This is a genomic window from Paenibacillus sp. FSL R5-0341 (assembly GCF_037975235.1).
Classification (GTDB): domain Bacteria; phylum Bacillota; class Bacilli; order Paenibacillales; family Paenibacillaceae; genus Paenibacillus; species Paenibacillus amylolyticus_A.
On record NZ_CP150241.1, the window covers coordinates 5,706,050 to 5,722,137 of the forward strand.

Consider the following 16,088-nt stretch of genomic DNA (forward strand, 5'->3'; position numbering starts at 1 on the left):
AGAGAAGAAATCTATTTAATCAACCGAAACTGGCTCAAGCTCTTCTACTGAAGATTGACCATCTTCTGGTTCAGCAAATTTGATGCTGCGGTAACGGTGCATACCAGTACCTGCAGGAATCAATTTACCGATGATTACATTTTCCTTCAGACCGAGCAACTGATCGACTTTACCTTTGATCGCTGCATCTGTCAATACACGTGTAGTTTCTTGGAACGAAGCCGCCGAGAGGAAGGAGTCTGTTTCCAGGGACGCTTTCGTAATACCGAGCAGGATTGGTTTAGCAACCGCTGGCTCTTTATCACTAAGAATCGCAATTTTATTAGCTCTTTCGTACTCATGCGTATCTACGAACGATCCTGGCAACAGCGTTGTATCCCCTGCATCTACGATGCGGATTTTACGCAGCATTTGACGGATCATAACTTCAACGTGCTTGTCATTGATTTCTACGCCTTGGTTACGGTATACGCGCTGTACTTCCTGCAAAATGTAGTTTTGTACGCCACGTACGCCTTTGATGCGCAGCATTTCTTTCGGATCGATGGAACCATCTGTCAACTCGTCACCAGCTTCAATTTCCATGCCTTCGCTTACGCGCACACGGGAACCGTAGGTAACGGAGTATACTTTGGATTCAGCTTCACCTTGAATTTCAATTTCACGACGATCTTTCGCTTCGCGAATCTCTTTAACTACACCATCAATCTCACTGATTGTTGCTTGACCCTTAGGATTACGAGCTTCAAACAACTCTTGGATACGCGGCAAACCTTGCGTAATATCGTCTCCGGCTACACCGCCGGTGTGGAACGTACGCATTGTAAGCTGTGTTCCCGGCTCACCAATGGATTGTGCTGCAATAATACCAACCGCTTCACCAATCTCCACGTGTTTACCTGTCGCAAGGTTACGACCGTAACACTTCTTGCAGACACCATGACTTGCACGGCAGCTGAGTACGGAGCGGATTTGCAATTTGGTGATTCCCGCTTTGATGATCGCTTCTGCTTTATCGGAGTCAATCAATTCATTGCGACCTGCAATGATTTCTTTCGTTTCCGGATGACGAACTGTCTCGAAGCAGTATCTGCCTTCAATACGGTCGTAGAGATCTTCGATAACCTCTTTACCATCCTGGATACGACTTACCGTAAAGCCTTTATCTGTACCACAATCGTCATCACGCACGATTACGTCTTGGGCTACGTCTACGAGACGACGAGTCAGGTAACCTGAATCCGCTGTACGCAGGGCTGTATCCGCCAAACCTTTACGCGCTCCGTGAGTGGAGATAAAGTACTCGAGTACTGTCAGACCTTCACGGAAGTTCGATTTGATTGGGAGTTCGATAATTCGACCGGATGGGTTGGCCATCAGACCACGCATACCGCCCAATTGGGTGATTTGCGATTTGTTACCCCGTGCTTTGGAGTCTACCATCATCATGATCGAGTTGTATCGATCCATGGACTTCATCAGGATCTCAGTGATGTCATCTTTGGATTTTGACCAGATATCAATGATACGGTCATAGCGCTCTTCATTCGTAATCAGACCACGACGGTACTGATTCGTAACGATTTGTGCTTTTTCCTCAGACTGTCTAAGAATTTCAAACTTCTCAGGCGGAACGATAACATCAGATACCGCAACCGTAATACCGGCACGAGTAGAGTACGTGAATCCAAGTTGTTTGATTTTATCCAGAATAACGGCTGTTTCCGTTGTATGATAAATTTCAAAACAACGTGCAATGATGGAACCGAGATATTCTTTGCCGACACCGCCAGCCAGAGGAGCATTCATAATAGCTTCTCTGAGATCAGCTCCTTTTTCATATACAAATGAGTGATCTGCAGTACCTTGGTACAGGTTCGCACGAGTCGCGTCATTGATATACGGGAAGCTTGCCGGGAAAATTTCATTAAAGATAATTTTACCGATGGTTGTCAGCAACATTCCTTCTTGCTGTTCTTCCGTGAAGCTTGTTTTACCAAGCGCCTTAACCGGAATAGCCACACGCGCATGCAGACCAGCAGTGCCGCGTTGGTATGCCGATACAGCTTCGTTAACTGTACGCAGGATCATACCTGTGCCCTTTTCTTCCTTGTTGTCCATAGTGAGGTAGTAAGAACCAAGCACCATATCCTGGGAAGGAGTAACAACCGGTTTACCGTCTTTCGGGTTCAAAATGTTACCCGATGCAAGCATCAGGATACGTGCTTCCGCTTGGGCTTCAGCGGACAACGGAACGTGCACGGCCATTTGGTCACCGTCAAAGTCGGCATTGTATGCCGTACATACGAGCGGGTGAAGACGAATTGCTTTACCTTCAACGAGAATCGGTTCAAATGCTTGAATACCGAGTCTGTGAAGCGTAGGGGCACGGTTCAACAGAACCGGATGCTCCTTAATTACTTCTTCAAGAACATCCCATACTTCAGGACTTACACGCTCAACTTTACGTTTCGCGCTCTTGATGTTGTGGGCAAGCCCTTTATTTACAAGCTCTTTCATAACGAAAGGCTTGAACAATTCAAGTGCCATATCTTTTGGCAGACCACACTGATACATTTTCAGGTAAGGTCCGACAACGATAACGGAACGACCAGAATAGTCAACCCGTTTACCGAGCAAGTTCTGACGGAAACGTCCTTGTTTACCTTTCAGCATGTGGCTGAGGGATTTCAAAGGACGGTTACCAGGACCCGTTACCGGGCGTCCGCGACGACCATTATCAATCAATGCGTCAACAGCTTCCTGCAACATCCGTTTTTCATTTTGCACGATAATATCTGGCGCGCCAAGATCAAGCAGACGTTTCAGACGATTATTCCGGTTAATTACACGGCGGTACAGGTCATTCAGGTCAGACGTTGCAAAACGTCCACCATCCAACTGTACCATCGGACGAAGTTCCGGCGGGATAACAGGAAGTACATCCATGATCATCCACTCAGGCTTGTTGCCGGAGTTGCGGAATGCTTCGATAACTTCCAGACGTTTGATTGCACGATTACGACGTTGTCCTTGTGCAGTGCGGAGCTCTTCCTTCAGGAATTCAAGCTCTTTATCCACATCAAGGTCTTGGAGCAGTTTTTTAACCGCTTCTGCGCCCATGCCAGCCTGGAAACCATATCCGTATTTTTCACGGTAGCTGCGATATTCTTTCTCGGACAACAGCTGTTTTTTCTCCAGTGGAGTTTCTCCTGGATCAGTTACAACATATGATGCAAAATAAATAATCTCTTCGAGTGATCTTGGAGACATATCCAGCGCAAGACCCATACGGCTCGGAATACCTTTGAAGTACCAGATATGCGATACCGGAGCAGCGAGCTCAATATGGCCCATCCGTTCGCGGCGTACTTTCGCACGTGTTACTTCAACGCCACAACGATCACAGACAACGCCTTTATAACGGACGCGTTTGTATTTACCGCAATGACATTCCCAGTCTTTTGTAGGGCCAAAAATCTTTTCGCAGAACAGCCCTTCCTTTTCCGGTTTCAACGTACGATAGTTGATCGTTTCCGGTTTTTTCACTTCTCCGCGGGACCAAGAACGAATTTTCTCTGGGGAAGCAAGCCCGATCTTCATGTATTCGAAATTGTTGACGTCCAACAAGGAGCAACCCTCCTTAACCAATTCCTGTATTCTAGGTTACGCCCTCTCCGGCCGAAGCCGGAGCAAGACGCGAGCCTGATGAAAAACGCCGGTCATCATGCGCTCGAAGCGGTTTATTCCGCTCCGACCTCTGTACCCTCAAGGTTGAGGCTGAGCTTATCGCTCGCAGCGTCATCTTCATCGTCCATTTCTCTCATTTCAATCTCTTGCTCATCTTCACTCAAAATCTTAACGTCCATACCCAAGCTTTGCAGCTCTTTGATCAATACTTTGAATGATTCAGGAACGCCTGGTTCCGGAACATTCTCGCCTTTGACGATGGATTCATACGTTTTAACCCGACCAACAACATCATCGGATTTAACAGTCAAGATCTCTTGCAGTGTATAAGCAGCACCGTATGCCTCAAGCGCCCATACTTCCATCTCCCCGAAACGCTGTCCACCGAATTGGGCTTTACCACCCAATGGCTGTTGCGTAACAAGTGAGTAAGGACCCGTGGAACGGGCATGGATTTTATCATCAACCATGTGTGCCAATTTGATCATGTGCATGACACCTACGGTAACTTCACGTTCAAACTCTTCACCTGTACGACCATCATACAGGACGGTTTTACCATTACGTTGCATTCCTGCTTCTTCCATCGTATCGAAGACGTCATACTCCTTCGCTCCGTCGAATACAGGAGTTGCTACGTGAATACCCAGTTGCATCGCCGCCATACCCAAGTGAACCTCGAGTACTTGACCGATATTCATCCGGGAAGGTACGCCCAGTGGGTTAAGAACGATCTGAACCGGTGTACCGTCTGGCAGGAAAGGCATATCTTCTTCCGGCAAGATGCGGGCCACGACCCCTTTGTTACCGTGACGTCCGGCCATTTTATCACCCTCGGAAATTTTCCGTTTTTGAGCGATATATACACGAACGAGTTGGTTAACACCTGGAGGCAGCTCATCACCGTTTTCACGGGTAAATACTTTCACGTCTACTACGATACCGTCAGTACCATGTGGTACACGCAAGGAAGTATCACGTACTTCACGTGCTTTCTCACCGAAGATCGCATGCAGGAGACGTTCTTCTGCAGTCAGCTCTGTCACACCTTTAGGTGTTACTTTACCAACTAGAATGTCGCCAGCGCTAATCTCAGCACCGATGCGGATAATACCGCGCTCATCCAAGTTACGCAACGCTTCTTCCCCTACGTTAGGGATATCACGTGTGATCTCTTCAGGTCCGAGCTTAGTATCACGTGCTTCTGACTCATATTCCTCGATATGGATGGATGTGTATACATCTTCCTTAACGAGTTTTTCACTGAGCAAGATCGCATCCTCGTAGTTGTAACCTTCCCAAGTCATGAAGGCAACAACGACGTTACGTCCCAGAGCCAATTCACCCATTTCCGTTGAAGGACCATCAGCGAGGATATCGCCAGCTTTGACAGCGGCACCTCTTTTGACAATCGGACGCTGGTTAATGCATGTTCCTTGGTTCGAACGCATAAATTTGTGTAATTTATATTTAACGATATCGCCTTTAACTTCCTGACCGTCCACTTCTTCAACACGACGGAGCCAAATCTCGTTCGCAGAAGAACGTTCAATAATTCCGTCATAATCGGAGACAATACATACACCAGAATCTTTTGCAGCTTTGTGCTCCATACCTGTTCCTACAAGTGGCGCTTTAGGAATCAAGAGTGGAACCGCCTGCCGCTGCATGTTTGATCCCATGAGTGCACGGTTGGAGTCATCGTTCTCAAGGAACGGGATCAGCGCTGTAGCGACGGATACAACCTGTTTAGGAGATACGTCCATGTAGTCAACTCGCTCACTCGGCATCGTAAGGATGTTATCCGACTGTTTGTTGTAACGTACAATGATCGCTTCTTCTTCAAATGTACCGTCTTCGTTCAACTTCGCATTCGCTTGTGCGATGACATAGTTGTCCTCTTCATCCGCTGTCAGGTAATCAATTTGTTCGGTTACAATACCTGTCTTCGGATCAACCCAACGATATGGAGCTTCAATGAAGCCATATTCATTTACACGGGCGAATGTTGACAAGGAGTTGATCAAACCGATGTTTGGTCCCTCTGGAGTCTCGATTGGACACATCCGGCCATAGTGGGATGGATGGACGTCACGCACTTCCATACCTGCGCGCTCACGCGTCAAACCACCGGGTCCGAGTGCGGACAAACGACGTTTATGTGTCAACTCACCCAGTGGGTTCGTTTGATCCATAAACTGTGACAATTGAGAGCTACCAAAGAACTCTTTAATCGATGCAATAACAGGACGTATGTTGATCAATGCCTGTGGTGTAATTACGTTAGCATCCTGAATGGACATTCTCTCACGAACCACACGCTCCATACGGGACAAACCGATACGGAACTGGTTCTGCAGGAGTTCACCCACCGAACGCAAACGACGGTTACCCAGATGATCGATATCATCCGTGCTACCAATTCCCTGCAGAAGGTTAAGGAAATAACTGATGGAGGAAATGATATCCGCCGGAGTCACGTTTTTAACGGACTTGTCAATGTTTGCATTGGCAATCAGTTTGACCACTTTACCGTCTTCAGTTGGTGAGAACACATCAATCGTTTGCATAGGGATTTCATTAGCATCCAGAACGCCGTTACCCACGTGATACGTGCGGAAACCAACGCTCTTCTCAAGATACGGCATGATTTCATCCAACAAGCGACGATCCACCATTTGACCTGCTTCAGCAATAATTTCGCCTGTTTCAGCGTCAACAAGTGACTCAGCCAAACGCTGGTTAAACAAACGGTTTTTGATGTGAAGCTTTTTATTCATTTTGTAACGACCTACATTAGCCAGGTCATAACGTTTTGGATCAAAGAAACGTGCTACGAGCAAGCTTTTCGCGTTATCAAGCGTTGGCGGCTCGCCCGGACGAAGACGCTCATAGATTTCAATGAGTGCTTTCTCCGTTGAATCCGTGTTGTCTTTGTCCAGTGTGTTGCGGATATATTCGTCATTACCGAGCAGATCCAGAATCTCAGCATCTGTGCCAAAACCAAGTGAACGCAGGAGAACCGTAACCGGTATTTTACGTGTACGGTCGATCCGGACGTAAACAACATCCTTCGCGTCCATCTCCAGTTCCAACCAAGCGCCGCGGTTAGGAATAACTGTAGCGGTATACGTTTTTTTGGCGTTTTTATCTACTTTGGTACTGAAGTAAACGCTAGGAGAGCGAACCAACTGGCTGACAATAACCCGTTCCGCACCATTAATAATAAATGTGCCCGTGTTGGTCATCAGCGGGAAATCTCCCATGAATACTTCCTGCTCTTTGACTTCGCCGGTTTCCTTATTAATGAGCCGGACTTTAACCCGAAGCGGTGCTGCATACGTAACGTCACGCTCTTTCGCGTCGTCTACTGTATACTTCGGTTCACCGAGACTGTAATCGATAAATTCCAAAATCAAGTTACCTGTAAAATCCTGGATCGGCGAGATATCTTGGAACATTTCGCGCAACCCTTCCTCCAAAAACCAATCATAGGATTTTTGTTGGATTTCAATCAGGTTCGGAACTTCGAGTATCTCGTTAATTCGTGCATAACTGCGCCGAGTGCGTCGACCATATTGAACAAGATGTCCTGCCAACTTAAACTCACCCCTCAATGTCTACTCACTTTAAAAATTTCGTTGCGAACCTCTGTTTGTAACCTTATAATGGTACACATACAGAGCAAAGCAATGCATCCACAAATAAAGAAAAGCCCTTACTCGAAATGTCGTTCGAAAAAAGAGCAACTTTGATCGGCGGATGTCTTTCCAAATCATTCTTATCCCCAGTTTGCCCAAAATGTACATATTATACGCCAAACGTAGGCATAATAAGCCCGTTCGGCGTAAAAAAAAGGTTGACATTTTTAGTTAGCTAAAGCCAAGTAGGGCATCTTAATACTGACATTTTACAATAATACCACGGCCTGAATTTCAAGTCAATAGTCCTATTGCAAAAAAAATGCTCCCCTGCTTACTTTACAAACTCGGATTCAGCTTTTGGTAGATACCTCATCCAATTTCACAGCTTTGAAAATCCGATAGCCTTTATCCTTCGTCACTTCTTCCACTCTTCCAAACAAAGATTCCAATTTTGCTTTTGCTGACGGGGCCCCTTGTTTCTTCTGAATGACAATCCACAACGAACCGCCTACCTTCAGATGGCGATGTGCCTGTTCGAAAATAGTATGAACCGTCTCTTTCCCAGCCCGTATAGGCGGATTGGTAAGTACAACGTCAAAATCTTGCTTTTTTACTTCAGCCAGTAGATTACTTTGTAACACGGTGACATTGCTAATTCCGTTCGCTTTTGCATTTTCCCTGGAAAGTTCAACGGCTCTCTCGTTGATATCGATCATGGTGACATGCCCATCCGGTACAAGTTTGGCTGCTGTAAGACCCATTGGCCCGTATCCACAGCCCACATCGAGAACATGAGCCCCTGATGGCAACTCTATCGCATCAATCAATACTCTGCTGCCATAATCGATTCCATTTTTGGAAAACACACCGGCGTCCGTCACGAATCGCAGACTGAATCCGCGAAGAACCGCTTCAGTTGCTCTGCGATCATGCGCTACTTGCGGTTTGTCCGAATAATAATGATTGGACATGCCCTCACTCACTTTCCATTTACAATTACAGCAACAAACCCCTTGATATAAGTCAAGGGGTTTGTTGTTTTGTTCATCTAGCTTATAAAAGCTAAATTATTTAACTTCGATTGTAGCGCCAGCTTCTTCAAGCTTAGCTTTAACCGCTTCTGCTTCTTCTTTAGCAACTTTTTCTTTCAATGCTTTTGGAGCGTTGTCAACCAGTTCTTTTGCTTCTTTCAGGCCAAGACCTGTGATTTCGCGAACTGCTTTGATAACGTTGATTTTGGAAGCACCAGCGTTAGTCAAGATTACGTCGAACTCGGATTGCTCAGCTTCAGCAGAAGCTACTGCACCTGCAGCAGCTACTGGAGCTGCAGCAGTTACGCCGAATTCTTCTTCGATTGCTTTAACAAGATCGTTCAATTCCAGTACAGTCATGCCTTTGATTGCTTCCAAGATTTGCTCTTTACTCATGAGTGAACCTCCATATATAATATTATTTTTTTTTAATTCATTGCCACCTAAGCAGCATTCAGATCAAGTTGCTTACGCGCCTTGTTCTTCTTTTTCCGCAACTGCTTTAACCGCAAGCGCGAAGTTGCGCACTGGCGCTTGAAGCACGCTGAGGAGCATGGAGAGGAGACCATCGCGGGATGGCAGTTCTGCCAATGCTTTAACTTCCTGTACTCCGATTACGCGACCTTCTACAACTGCACCTTTCAATTCCAGTGCATCGTTCTTTTTCGCGAAGTCGTTCAGAATTTTAGCTGGAGCCACAACGTCATCTACGCTGAATGCAATTGCAGTAGGACCTGTAAGAACACTATCGAGTTCTGTCAGTTCTGCTGCTGCAGCTGCACGGCGAAGCAACGAGTTTTTCAGCACTTGGAATTCGATCCCTGCTTCACGAAGTTGCTTACGCAACTCAGTTACTTGGGCAACGTTCAATCCGCGATAGTCAACAACAACAGTTGTAACGCTCTCGCGCAATTTTGCTGTTACTGCATCAACGGACTCTTGTTTTGCTTGAATCACTTTTGCGTTTGCCAATCTGTACACCTCCTGATCAAATTTATCCCATTAAGAAAAGCCTCCGTAGAATCACGAAGGCTTGATATATACTCATCATCGATTTGCATCGTTCTAAGTTCTATAATCACACCTCGGCAGGAAATTAAGCCAAATGGCACCTACTGTCTACGGCAAGCATATTCAAATGTCAACGGTCAGTCACTCGGACTCACAACTTTTATATCTTATCAAAAACAGGACAAGCCTGTCAAGAGATATTATCTAAAAGCTGCTGCGTTCACGCGTGCGCCAGGGCCCATCGTGGAAGAAAGACTAACATTCTTCAGATAAACACCTTTTGCTGCCGCTGGTTTAGCACGATTCAGAGCTTCCATGAGAGCTTTAAAGTTCTCATTGAGTTGCTCAGAAGAGAAAGAAGCTTTACCAATCGGTGCATGAATTTGACCTGCACGATCCAGACGATATTCGATTTTACCGGCTTTAATTTCTTGAACAGCCTTAGTTACATCGAAAGTTACCGTTCCGGCTTTAGGGTTAGGCATCAGACCTTTACCGCCGAGCAGTCGGCCCAATTTACCTACTTCACTCATCATATCTGGTGTCGCTACGCAGACGTCGAATTCGAACCAGCCTTGTTGGATTTTGTTGATCATGTCTGCATCACCAACATAGTCCGCGCCAGCCGCTTCCGCTTCTTTCGCTTTGTCACCTTTTGCAAATACCAATACGCGTTGTGTTTTACCTGTGCCGTGTGGCAAGACAACAACACCACGTACAGCCTGGTCTTGCTTACGAGGGTCTACGCCCAAACGAACTGCTGCTTCGATTGTTTCATCGAATTTTGCAGTAGCTGCCTTTTTCACAAGCTCTACAGCTTCTGAAGGCTCGTAAGTTGCTTCGCTGTCAATCAGCTTAGCAGCTTCCAGGTATTTTTTACCGTGTTTAGCCATGTTTTATTCCTCCTTTGTGGTGTTAGCGGATATACCTCCCACATCAACCGGTCGCGAATCGACCGGTTTTACGAAGCCATGTTTCTTATGAAAATTAGTCTTCGATGGTGATACCCATGCTGCGGGCAGTACCTTCGACCATACGCATAGCGGACTCAACGTCTGCTGCATTCAGGTCAGGCATTTTTGTTTCTGCGATTTGACGTACCGCATCACGTTTAACAGTAGCAACTTTTTTCTTGTTCGGTTCGCCGGATCCTTTTTCAACTTTAGCTGCCACTTTCAACAGAACTGCTGCTGGTGGAGTTTTAGTGATGAAAGTAAAGGAACGGTCCTCGAATACAGAAATTTCAACTGGAATAATCAATCCCGCTTGATCAGCTGTACGAGCGTTGAATTCTTTACAGAATGCCATGATGTTGACACCTGCTTGACCCAAAGCTGGACCTACTGGTGGTGCTGGGTTTGCTTTACCTGCTGGAATCTGCAGTTTTACCATTTTAATAACTTTTTTCGCCATGATTGACACCTCCTTGCAAAATAGTGGTTAACGGGTTTTTCAACCCTCCCACAAGAAACTTGAAGAGACTATATCTTCTCCACTTGCGTGTATTCCAACTCAAGCGGTGTTTCCCGTCCAAACATGTTCACGTGCACTTTCAACTTGCTTTTGTCTACCAAAATTTCTTCCACGGAGCCTACGAAATTCGCAAAAGGACCGACTTTAATACGTACGGATTCCTTAATATCGAACTCAATTTTCGGCTTAGGTTCAACCATACCCATGTGCTTCAGAATTTGTTCCACTTCTTCAGGCAACAAAGCAGTTGGTTTGGACCCAGAACCTGTCGAACCGACAAATCCTGTAACACCTGGTGTGTTGCGAACAACATACCAAGAATCATCCGTCTGTACCATTTCCACCAAGACATAACCAGGGTAAACTTTACGCATAACGGTTTTTTTCTTACCGTCCTTGTTTACCACTTCTTCTTCCATAGGAACAAGAACGCGGAATATCTTGTCTTCCATGCCCATAGACTCTACGCGTTTTTCCAAATTGGCTTTGACCTTGTTCTCATACCCTGAATAGGTATGAACGACGTACCATCTTTTTTCCATATCAAGCCACCGGAACCCTTCTTAAATAATCGCTTCGATCACAAAGGAGATGCCAATGTCAATGACCCAAAAAAACAGCGTCATAACCACAACAGTACCAAGTACGATCAATGTGTAGTTGGTCAGCTCTTTACGATTAGGCCAGCGAACTTTTTTAAGTTCAGCCCAGCTTTCTGAGAAAAAGGAAATCAGAGATTTGAAACTTCGTTTCACGCCGACACCTCCAAAAACTATCTGGTTTCGCGATGAGAAGTCTGCTCGTTACAAAACTTGCAAAATTTCTTCATCTCCATGCGGTCGGGGTGATTACGCTTGTTTTTTGTCGTAGTGTAATTTCTTTGTTTGCAGTTAGTACAAGCCAAAGTAATAATTACCCGCATGATGTACACCTCCCGAAGACTTCCACATTCAAGCAGAGTCTCTAAATTGATCCTGAAAAAAAGCCATAAATTTAGGCCTACCTAAAACACTTTATCACAAGGGTATAACCATGTCAATGAAAGAATAGCCTTTCATTCACTGGGTATTACTTCCGTACAACGTACTCTCGTTTCACATCTCTGTTTTTCTCTTCTCCTGCATGGACCGAGCGATTACTAGTATAAACATTCTTTGATTTTATAAACTTGAGACACTAAAAAAAGACTCAAACACCGAGCCTTTTCCGTCAACGACAACATGTGTTTAATTATCTCGAACTTCCAGGTACTTTTCAAGCTTGCGCTTCACGCGCTGTAGTGCATTATCAATGGACTTCACATGTCTGTCCAAATCTACTGCAATCTCTTGATAAGATCTCCCGTCCAGATACAACATCAATACTTTACGTTCCAGATCACTCAGAATCTCGGACATTTTATCTTCCAGGCCCACAAACTCTTCCTGATTGATGATAAGCTCTTCCGGATCACTGACCTGGGTTCCACAAATCACATCGAGTAACGTACGATCAGACTCTTCGTCATAAATTGGCTTGTCCAGAGATACATAAGAATTAAGTGGAATATGCTTCTGACGTGTTGCTGTCTTAATCGCCGTGATGATCTGTCTTGTAATACACAGTTCGGCAAAAGCCTTGAACGAAGCCAGCTTGTCCCCTTTGAAATCTCGAATGGATTTGTAGAGTCCAATCATTCCTTCTTGAATAATATCTTCCCGGTCTGCCCCAATCAGAAAATAAGATCTTGCCTTGGCGCGTACAAAGTTACGATATTTGTTAATCAAAAACTCTAACGCTTCGCTTTCGCCTTCACGGAAAGCTTCGACAATGTCTTCGTCACTTTGGTAATCATACTTGGATAACATGATATCTTTGAGGTCGACACTCACAGACAATCCCTCCGGCTGCAACGCAAGGTACCCCGTTACTCTACTCTATGAAATATACGATCAGTATATATGATGGCACCTCACACCGTCAACCACGCTCTGCCTAAAAAAGAACATCAATAACATAAATGTCAAGACTTTCAATATTCTAAATATTGTAAAAAGCGTGCTGTTATTCCCGCCGCCATCGCTCAAACTCTTTCAATACATCGGGACTTAACTTGCCCCCGAGTGTATTCCGTGTCGTCTTCGCCTGATCTTCTTCCAGTCGTTTCTTTAATTCTTTTTCGTTCTGCTCGACTTCAATCAGCAATTCCCTTGCAGATACGCGTAGCGCTCCCTGCCCAAATATGACATGTTGCTCTACCATGTCGCTCGTAGCCACATAGATTTGGCGTCTTCGCATGCTTAGTTCCCGAACGAGTCTCTCAATGCATTCGTCTGCCGTCTCTTTTTCCTTTGTAAAATAGATCTGTACTTTGCTCTGTGTAAAGGATTTACCGAGTCCAGGCACGAGGTAGGCGTCAAACACAACAATGACCCGCCGGCCGGAGAACGCCTGATAGTCAGCGAGCCGAAAGAGAAGCCTGTTACGCGCCTCTTCGAGCCCACTTTCAGCCAGTCTGGTTAACTCCGGCCAGTCACCAATCATGTTGTACCCGTCTACAAGAAGCACATCACGGGAATCAGCCATACCTTCTATTCCTGCGCTTGACGCGAGCGGAGCACTTCATACATGACAACACCCGCTGCCACGGAAGCATTCAGGGAATTAATCTGACCTTGCATCGGTAATTTGATCAGTACATCGCATTTCTCACGAATGAGTCGTCCCATTCCCTTGTTTTCATTGCCGATTACCAATGCCACAGGGCCAGTGAAGACTCCGTTACCAAAGACACCTTCATGAGCCGTGACATCTGTCCCTACAACCCACACACCTTCTTCTTTAAGGCGATCGATAGTCTGGCCGAGATTACTCACACGAGCCACTGGTACATACTCTACGGCGCCTGCTGACGTTTTGGATACCGTCACTGTTACCGCTGCCGAGCGACGTTTGGGTACAATGACACCATGCGCACCCGTGCAATCTGCTGTCCGCAAAATGGACCCCAGGTTATGAGGATCTTCAATCTCATCCAGCAGGATCAGGAAAGGATGCTCATTCTTCGCTTTTGCTGCGGCAAGAATGTCTTCAACCTCCACATAAGCATAAGGTGCCGCTTGTGCGACTACCCCTTGATGCTGAATGCCTGGTACTGTTTGGTCCAACTTACGCTTGTCCACGTGTTGAATGACAATACCGAGTTTTTTAGCTTCCGAGATAATAGGTTGAGTCAGATGTTTCTGTGCTGTATCGGCAATCCATATTTTATTAATGGTCCGGCCTGAACGCAGCGCCTCCGTCACGGAGTGTTTACCGGCGATCCATTCTTCTTCCATCGTTGTTCGATCCTCTCTGTAATGCGTTGTTTTGTTGAAATTTCTATTTTTTTGTCGGTGATGGCGATTGTTGTTCCGCGTGCTCAATGCCATGCCCGATCAGTTCAATCATGCGATCATGATGACCACTACTGTAGAGGTAACCAATGAGACATTCAAAAGCCGTGGCATGTCTGTACTCCAACACATCTGCATTTTTGGGTACACTCCCCGACTTGGCATTCCGCCCTTGCCGGACGATATCCCGTTCCTCTTCTGTCAGTTCAGCCTCAATCGTTGTAAGTATGCGGCTCTGTGCCTTCGCTGATACCAATCCGGTTGCACTACGGTGCAAATGATTGGGACGCATGTTGGCCTTCGACAACAGATATTGACGAACAGCCACTTCATATACCGCATCACCAATATAGGCCAGTGCAATAGGAGGAATCAACCTGGCAGGTCTGGAAGGGGGATACGGGAACCATCCTCCCTCTGTGACCTGCTCCTGTTGTTTTGGTGTATTTGGATGTCCTTCGCTCATTTGCGCCGCCATCTCATGCCCTGCGCCGTATCCTCAAGCAGAATACCACGTGCAGACAATTCATCGCGGATTTCATCCGCTCTTGCCCAGTTTTTGGACTTGCGCGCTTCTACACGTTCTTCAATCAGACGCTCTACTTCTTCATCCAAAAGTTCTGGCTCTGCGTCAGTATAGATGCGCAGTACAGCATTCAATTCACTGAACAACTCGAGGAGCGCACGAATGTCAGCCGCATTGACTACTTCTTGCTGCAACAGTTGGTTGGCTTCCCCTGCCCACTCAAACATTGCTGTAATTGCATCAGGTGTATTGAAATCGTCCTGCATCTTCTCGTGATACTGCTGACGAATTTGGTCGAGTCTTGCCGCAAACTCTGTTGAAATATCCTGATCTACAGTCACCGCATTCAGACGATGGTTCAGGTTACCTACAGCATTCGCAATCCGGTCCACACTGTTCTGTGCCTGCTCCATCGTATCATCCGTAAAGTTCAATGGATTGCGATAGTGGGTAGACAACATGAAATAACGAATCGCTTCGCGTTTATATTGATTCCGCAAGTCTTTTACAAGAACACCATTGCCAAGCGATTTCGACATTTTCTCGTTATCGATTCGGATAAAACCATTATGCATCCAGTAGTTGGCAAGCGGTTTGCCTGTTAATACCTCGGATTGGGCGCATTCGCACTCATGGTGCGGGAACTGCAGATCCTGTCCGCCCCCATGAATGTCTAGTGTATCCCCAAGGTACTCCCTAGCCATGGCGGAGCACTCAATATGCCATCCTGGTCGACCATCACCCCAAGGACTGGACCAGTAGATCTCACCTGGTTTGGCTGCCTTCCAGAGCACGAAATCTTCGGGATGCTCTTTGCGCTCGTCCACGCCTACACGGATTCCGAATTGCAACTCCTGCAGGTTTTGTTTCGAGAGTTTACCGTATTCGCTGAATTTGCCTGTACGATAATAGACGTCACCGCCATTTTCATATGCAAATCCCTTTTCAACCAACTCACGGATAAAATCAATAATGAGCGGCATGTTCTCTGTAACTCGCGGATTGCTGCTTGCCTTCGGAATACCCAGTCCTTCAAGGTCTTCATAATAGGCCGCAATAAACTTCTCTGCGACATGAGGTACGTCTGTTCCAAGTTGTTCTGCTTTGCGGATAAGCTTGTCGTCGACATCCGTGAAATTCACCACATAGTTCACTTCATGTCCTGTCTGTTCAAGGTACCCGCGAACCGTGTCGAAAAAGATAACCGGGCGTGCATTCCCGATATGGATGTAGTCATATACCGTTGGTCCGCACACATACATTTTTACTTTCCCTGGCTCTTGGGGAACAAAATCCTCTTTTGTACGACTCATCGTATTATAAATTTGAAGCGTCATGG

General features: G+C 46.1%; 15 protein-coding genes and 1 other annotated feature. All 15 genes read right to left on the bottom strand.

Going from position 1 to position 16,088, the window contains the following annotated elements:
• Positions 1-15: 15 nt before the first annotated feature.
• Entirely contained in the window at positions 16-3,630 is a 3,615-nt protein-coding gene (gene rpoC / locus MKX75_RS25825; RefSeq protein ID WP_062836179.1) for a DNA-directed RNA polymerase subunit beta', read from the bottom strand.
• 113 nt (positions 3,631-3,743) lie between these two features.
• Complete coding sequence (gene rpoB / locus MKX75_RS25830) at positions 3,744-7,289, bottom strand: DNA-directed RNA polymerase subunit beta (protein WP_062836178.1); 3,546 nt, start codon at positions 7,287-7,289, stop codon at positions 3,744-3,746.
• Positions 7,290-7,684: 395 nt separating this feature from the next.
• Positions 7,685-8,305 (bottom strand): class I SAM-dependent methyltransferase, encoded by a 621-nt coding sequence (locus tag MKX75_RS25835; protein WP_076334123.1) that lies wholly within the window; start codon positions 8,303-8,305, stop codon positions 7,685-7,687.
• A 96-nt stretch (positions 8,306-8,401) separates the two neighbouring features.
• Entirely contained in the window at positions 8,402-8,761 is a 360-nt protein-coding gene (gene rplL, locus MKX75_RS25840) for a 50S ribosomal protein L7/L12 (protein ID WP_062836176.1), read from the bottom strand.
• Positions 8,762-8,833: 72 nt separating this feature from the next.
• On the bottom strand, positions 8,834-9,337 hold the full coding sequence (rplJ, locus tag MKX75_RS25845; RefSeq protein WP_062836175.1) for a 50S ribosomal protein L10: 504 nt from the start codon (positions 9,335-9,337) through the stop codon (positions 8,834-8,836).
• A 23-nt stretch (positions 9,338-9,360) separates the two neighbouring features.
• Positions 9,361-9,508 (bottom strand) — a sequence feature (ribosomal protein L10 leader region).
• Positions 9,509-9,576: 68 nt separating this feature from the next.
• On the bottom strand, positions 9,577-10,269 hold the full coding sequence (rplA, locus tag MKX75_RS25850) for a 50S ribosomal protein L1 (protein ID WP_017692063.1): 693 nt from the start codon (positions 10,267-10,269) through the stop codon (positions 9,577-9,579).
• Between the two features lie 94 nt (positions 10,270-10,363).
• Positions 10,364-10,789 (bottom strand): 50S ribosomal protein L11, encoded by a 426-nt coding sequence (gene rplK, locus MKX75_RS25855; RefSeq protein WP_017692062.1) that lies wholly within the window; start codon positions 10,787-10,789, stop codon positions 10,364-10,366.
• Between the two features lie 68 nt (positions 10,790-10,857).
• Positions 10,858-11,391, bottom strand: coding sequence for a transcription termination/antitermination protein NusG (nusG, locus tag MKX75_RS25860; protein ID WP_024633599.1), 534 nt, complete (start codon positions 11,389-11,391; stop codon positions 10,858-10,860).
• A 21-nt stretch (positions 11,392-11,412) separates the two neighbouring features.
• Positions 11,413-11,604 (bottom strand): preprotein translocase subunit SecE, encoded by a 192-nt coding sequence (secE, locus tag MKX75_RS25865; RefSeq protein ID WP_017692060.1) that lies wholly within the window; start codon positions 11,602-11,604, stop codon positions 11,413-11,415.
• 17 nt (positions 11,605-11,621) lie between these two features.
• Positions 11,622-11,771: a 50S ribosomal protein L33 gene (gene rpmG, locus MKX75_RS25870; protein WP_072735843.1), complete on the bottom strand. Its 150-nt coding sequence runs from the start codon at positions 11,769-11,771 to the stop codon at positions 11,622-11,624.
• Positions 11,772-12,075: 304 nt separating this feature from the next.
• Complete coding sequence (gene sigH, locus MKX75_RS25875; protein ID WP_017692059.1) at positions 12,076-12,720, bottom strand: RNA polymerase sporulation sigma factor SigH; 645 nt, start codon at positions 12,718-12,720, stop codon at positions 12,076-12,078.
• 172 nt (positions 12,721-12,892) lie between these two features.
• Entirely contained in the window at positions 12,893-13,414 is a 522-nt protein-coding gene (locus MKX75_RS25880) for an NYN domain-containing protein (protein ID WP_062836174.1), read from the bottom strand.
• Positions 13,415-13,419: 5 nt separating this feature from the next.
• Positions 13,420-14,166: a 23S rRNA (guanosine(2251)-2'-O)-methyltransferase RlmB gene (gene rlmB / locus MKX75_RS25885; protein ID WP_017692057.1), complete on the bottom strand. Its 747-nt coding sequence runs from the start codon at positions 14,164-14,166 to the stop codon at positions 13,420-13,422.
• Between the two features lie 43 nt (positions 14,167-14,209).
• Positions 14,210-14,689 carry a ribonuclease III domain-containing protein gene (locus MKX75_RS25890; RefSeq protein WP_076334124.1) on the bottom strand — a complete coding sequence of 160 codons (480 nt, stop codon included), beginning with the start codon at positions 14,687-14,689 and terminating at the stop codon, positions 14,210-14,212.
• The gene (cysS, locus tag MKX75_RS25895) at positions 14,686-16,086 is read right to left on the bottom strand and encodes a cysteine--tRNA ligase (RefSeq protein ID WP_076334127.1); all 1,401 of its coding nucleotides are present in this window, start codon (positions 16,084-16,086) and stop codon (positions 14,686-14,688) included. Before cysS ends, MKX75_RS25890 begins: the two co-directional genes overlap by 4 nt.
• Positions 16,087-16,088 lie beyond the last annotated feature (2 nt).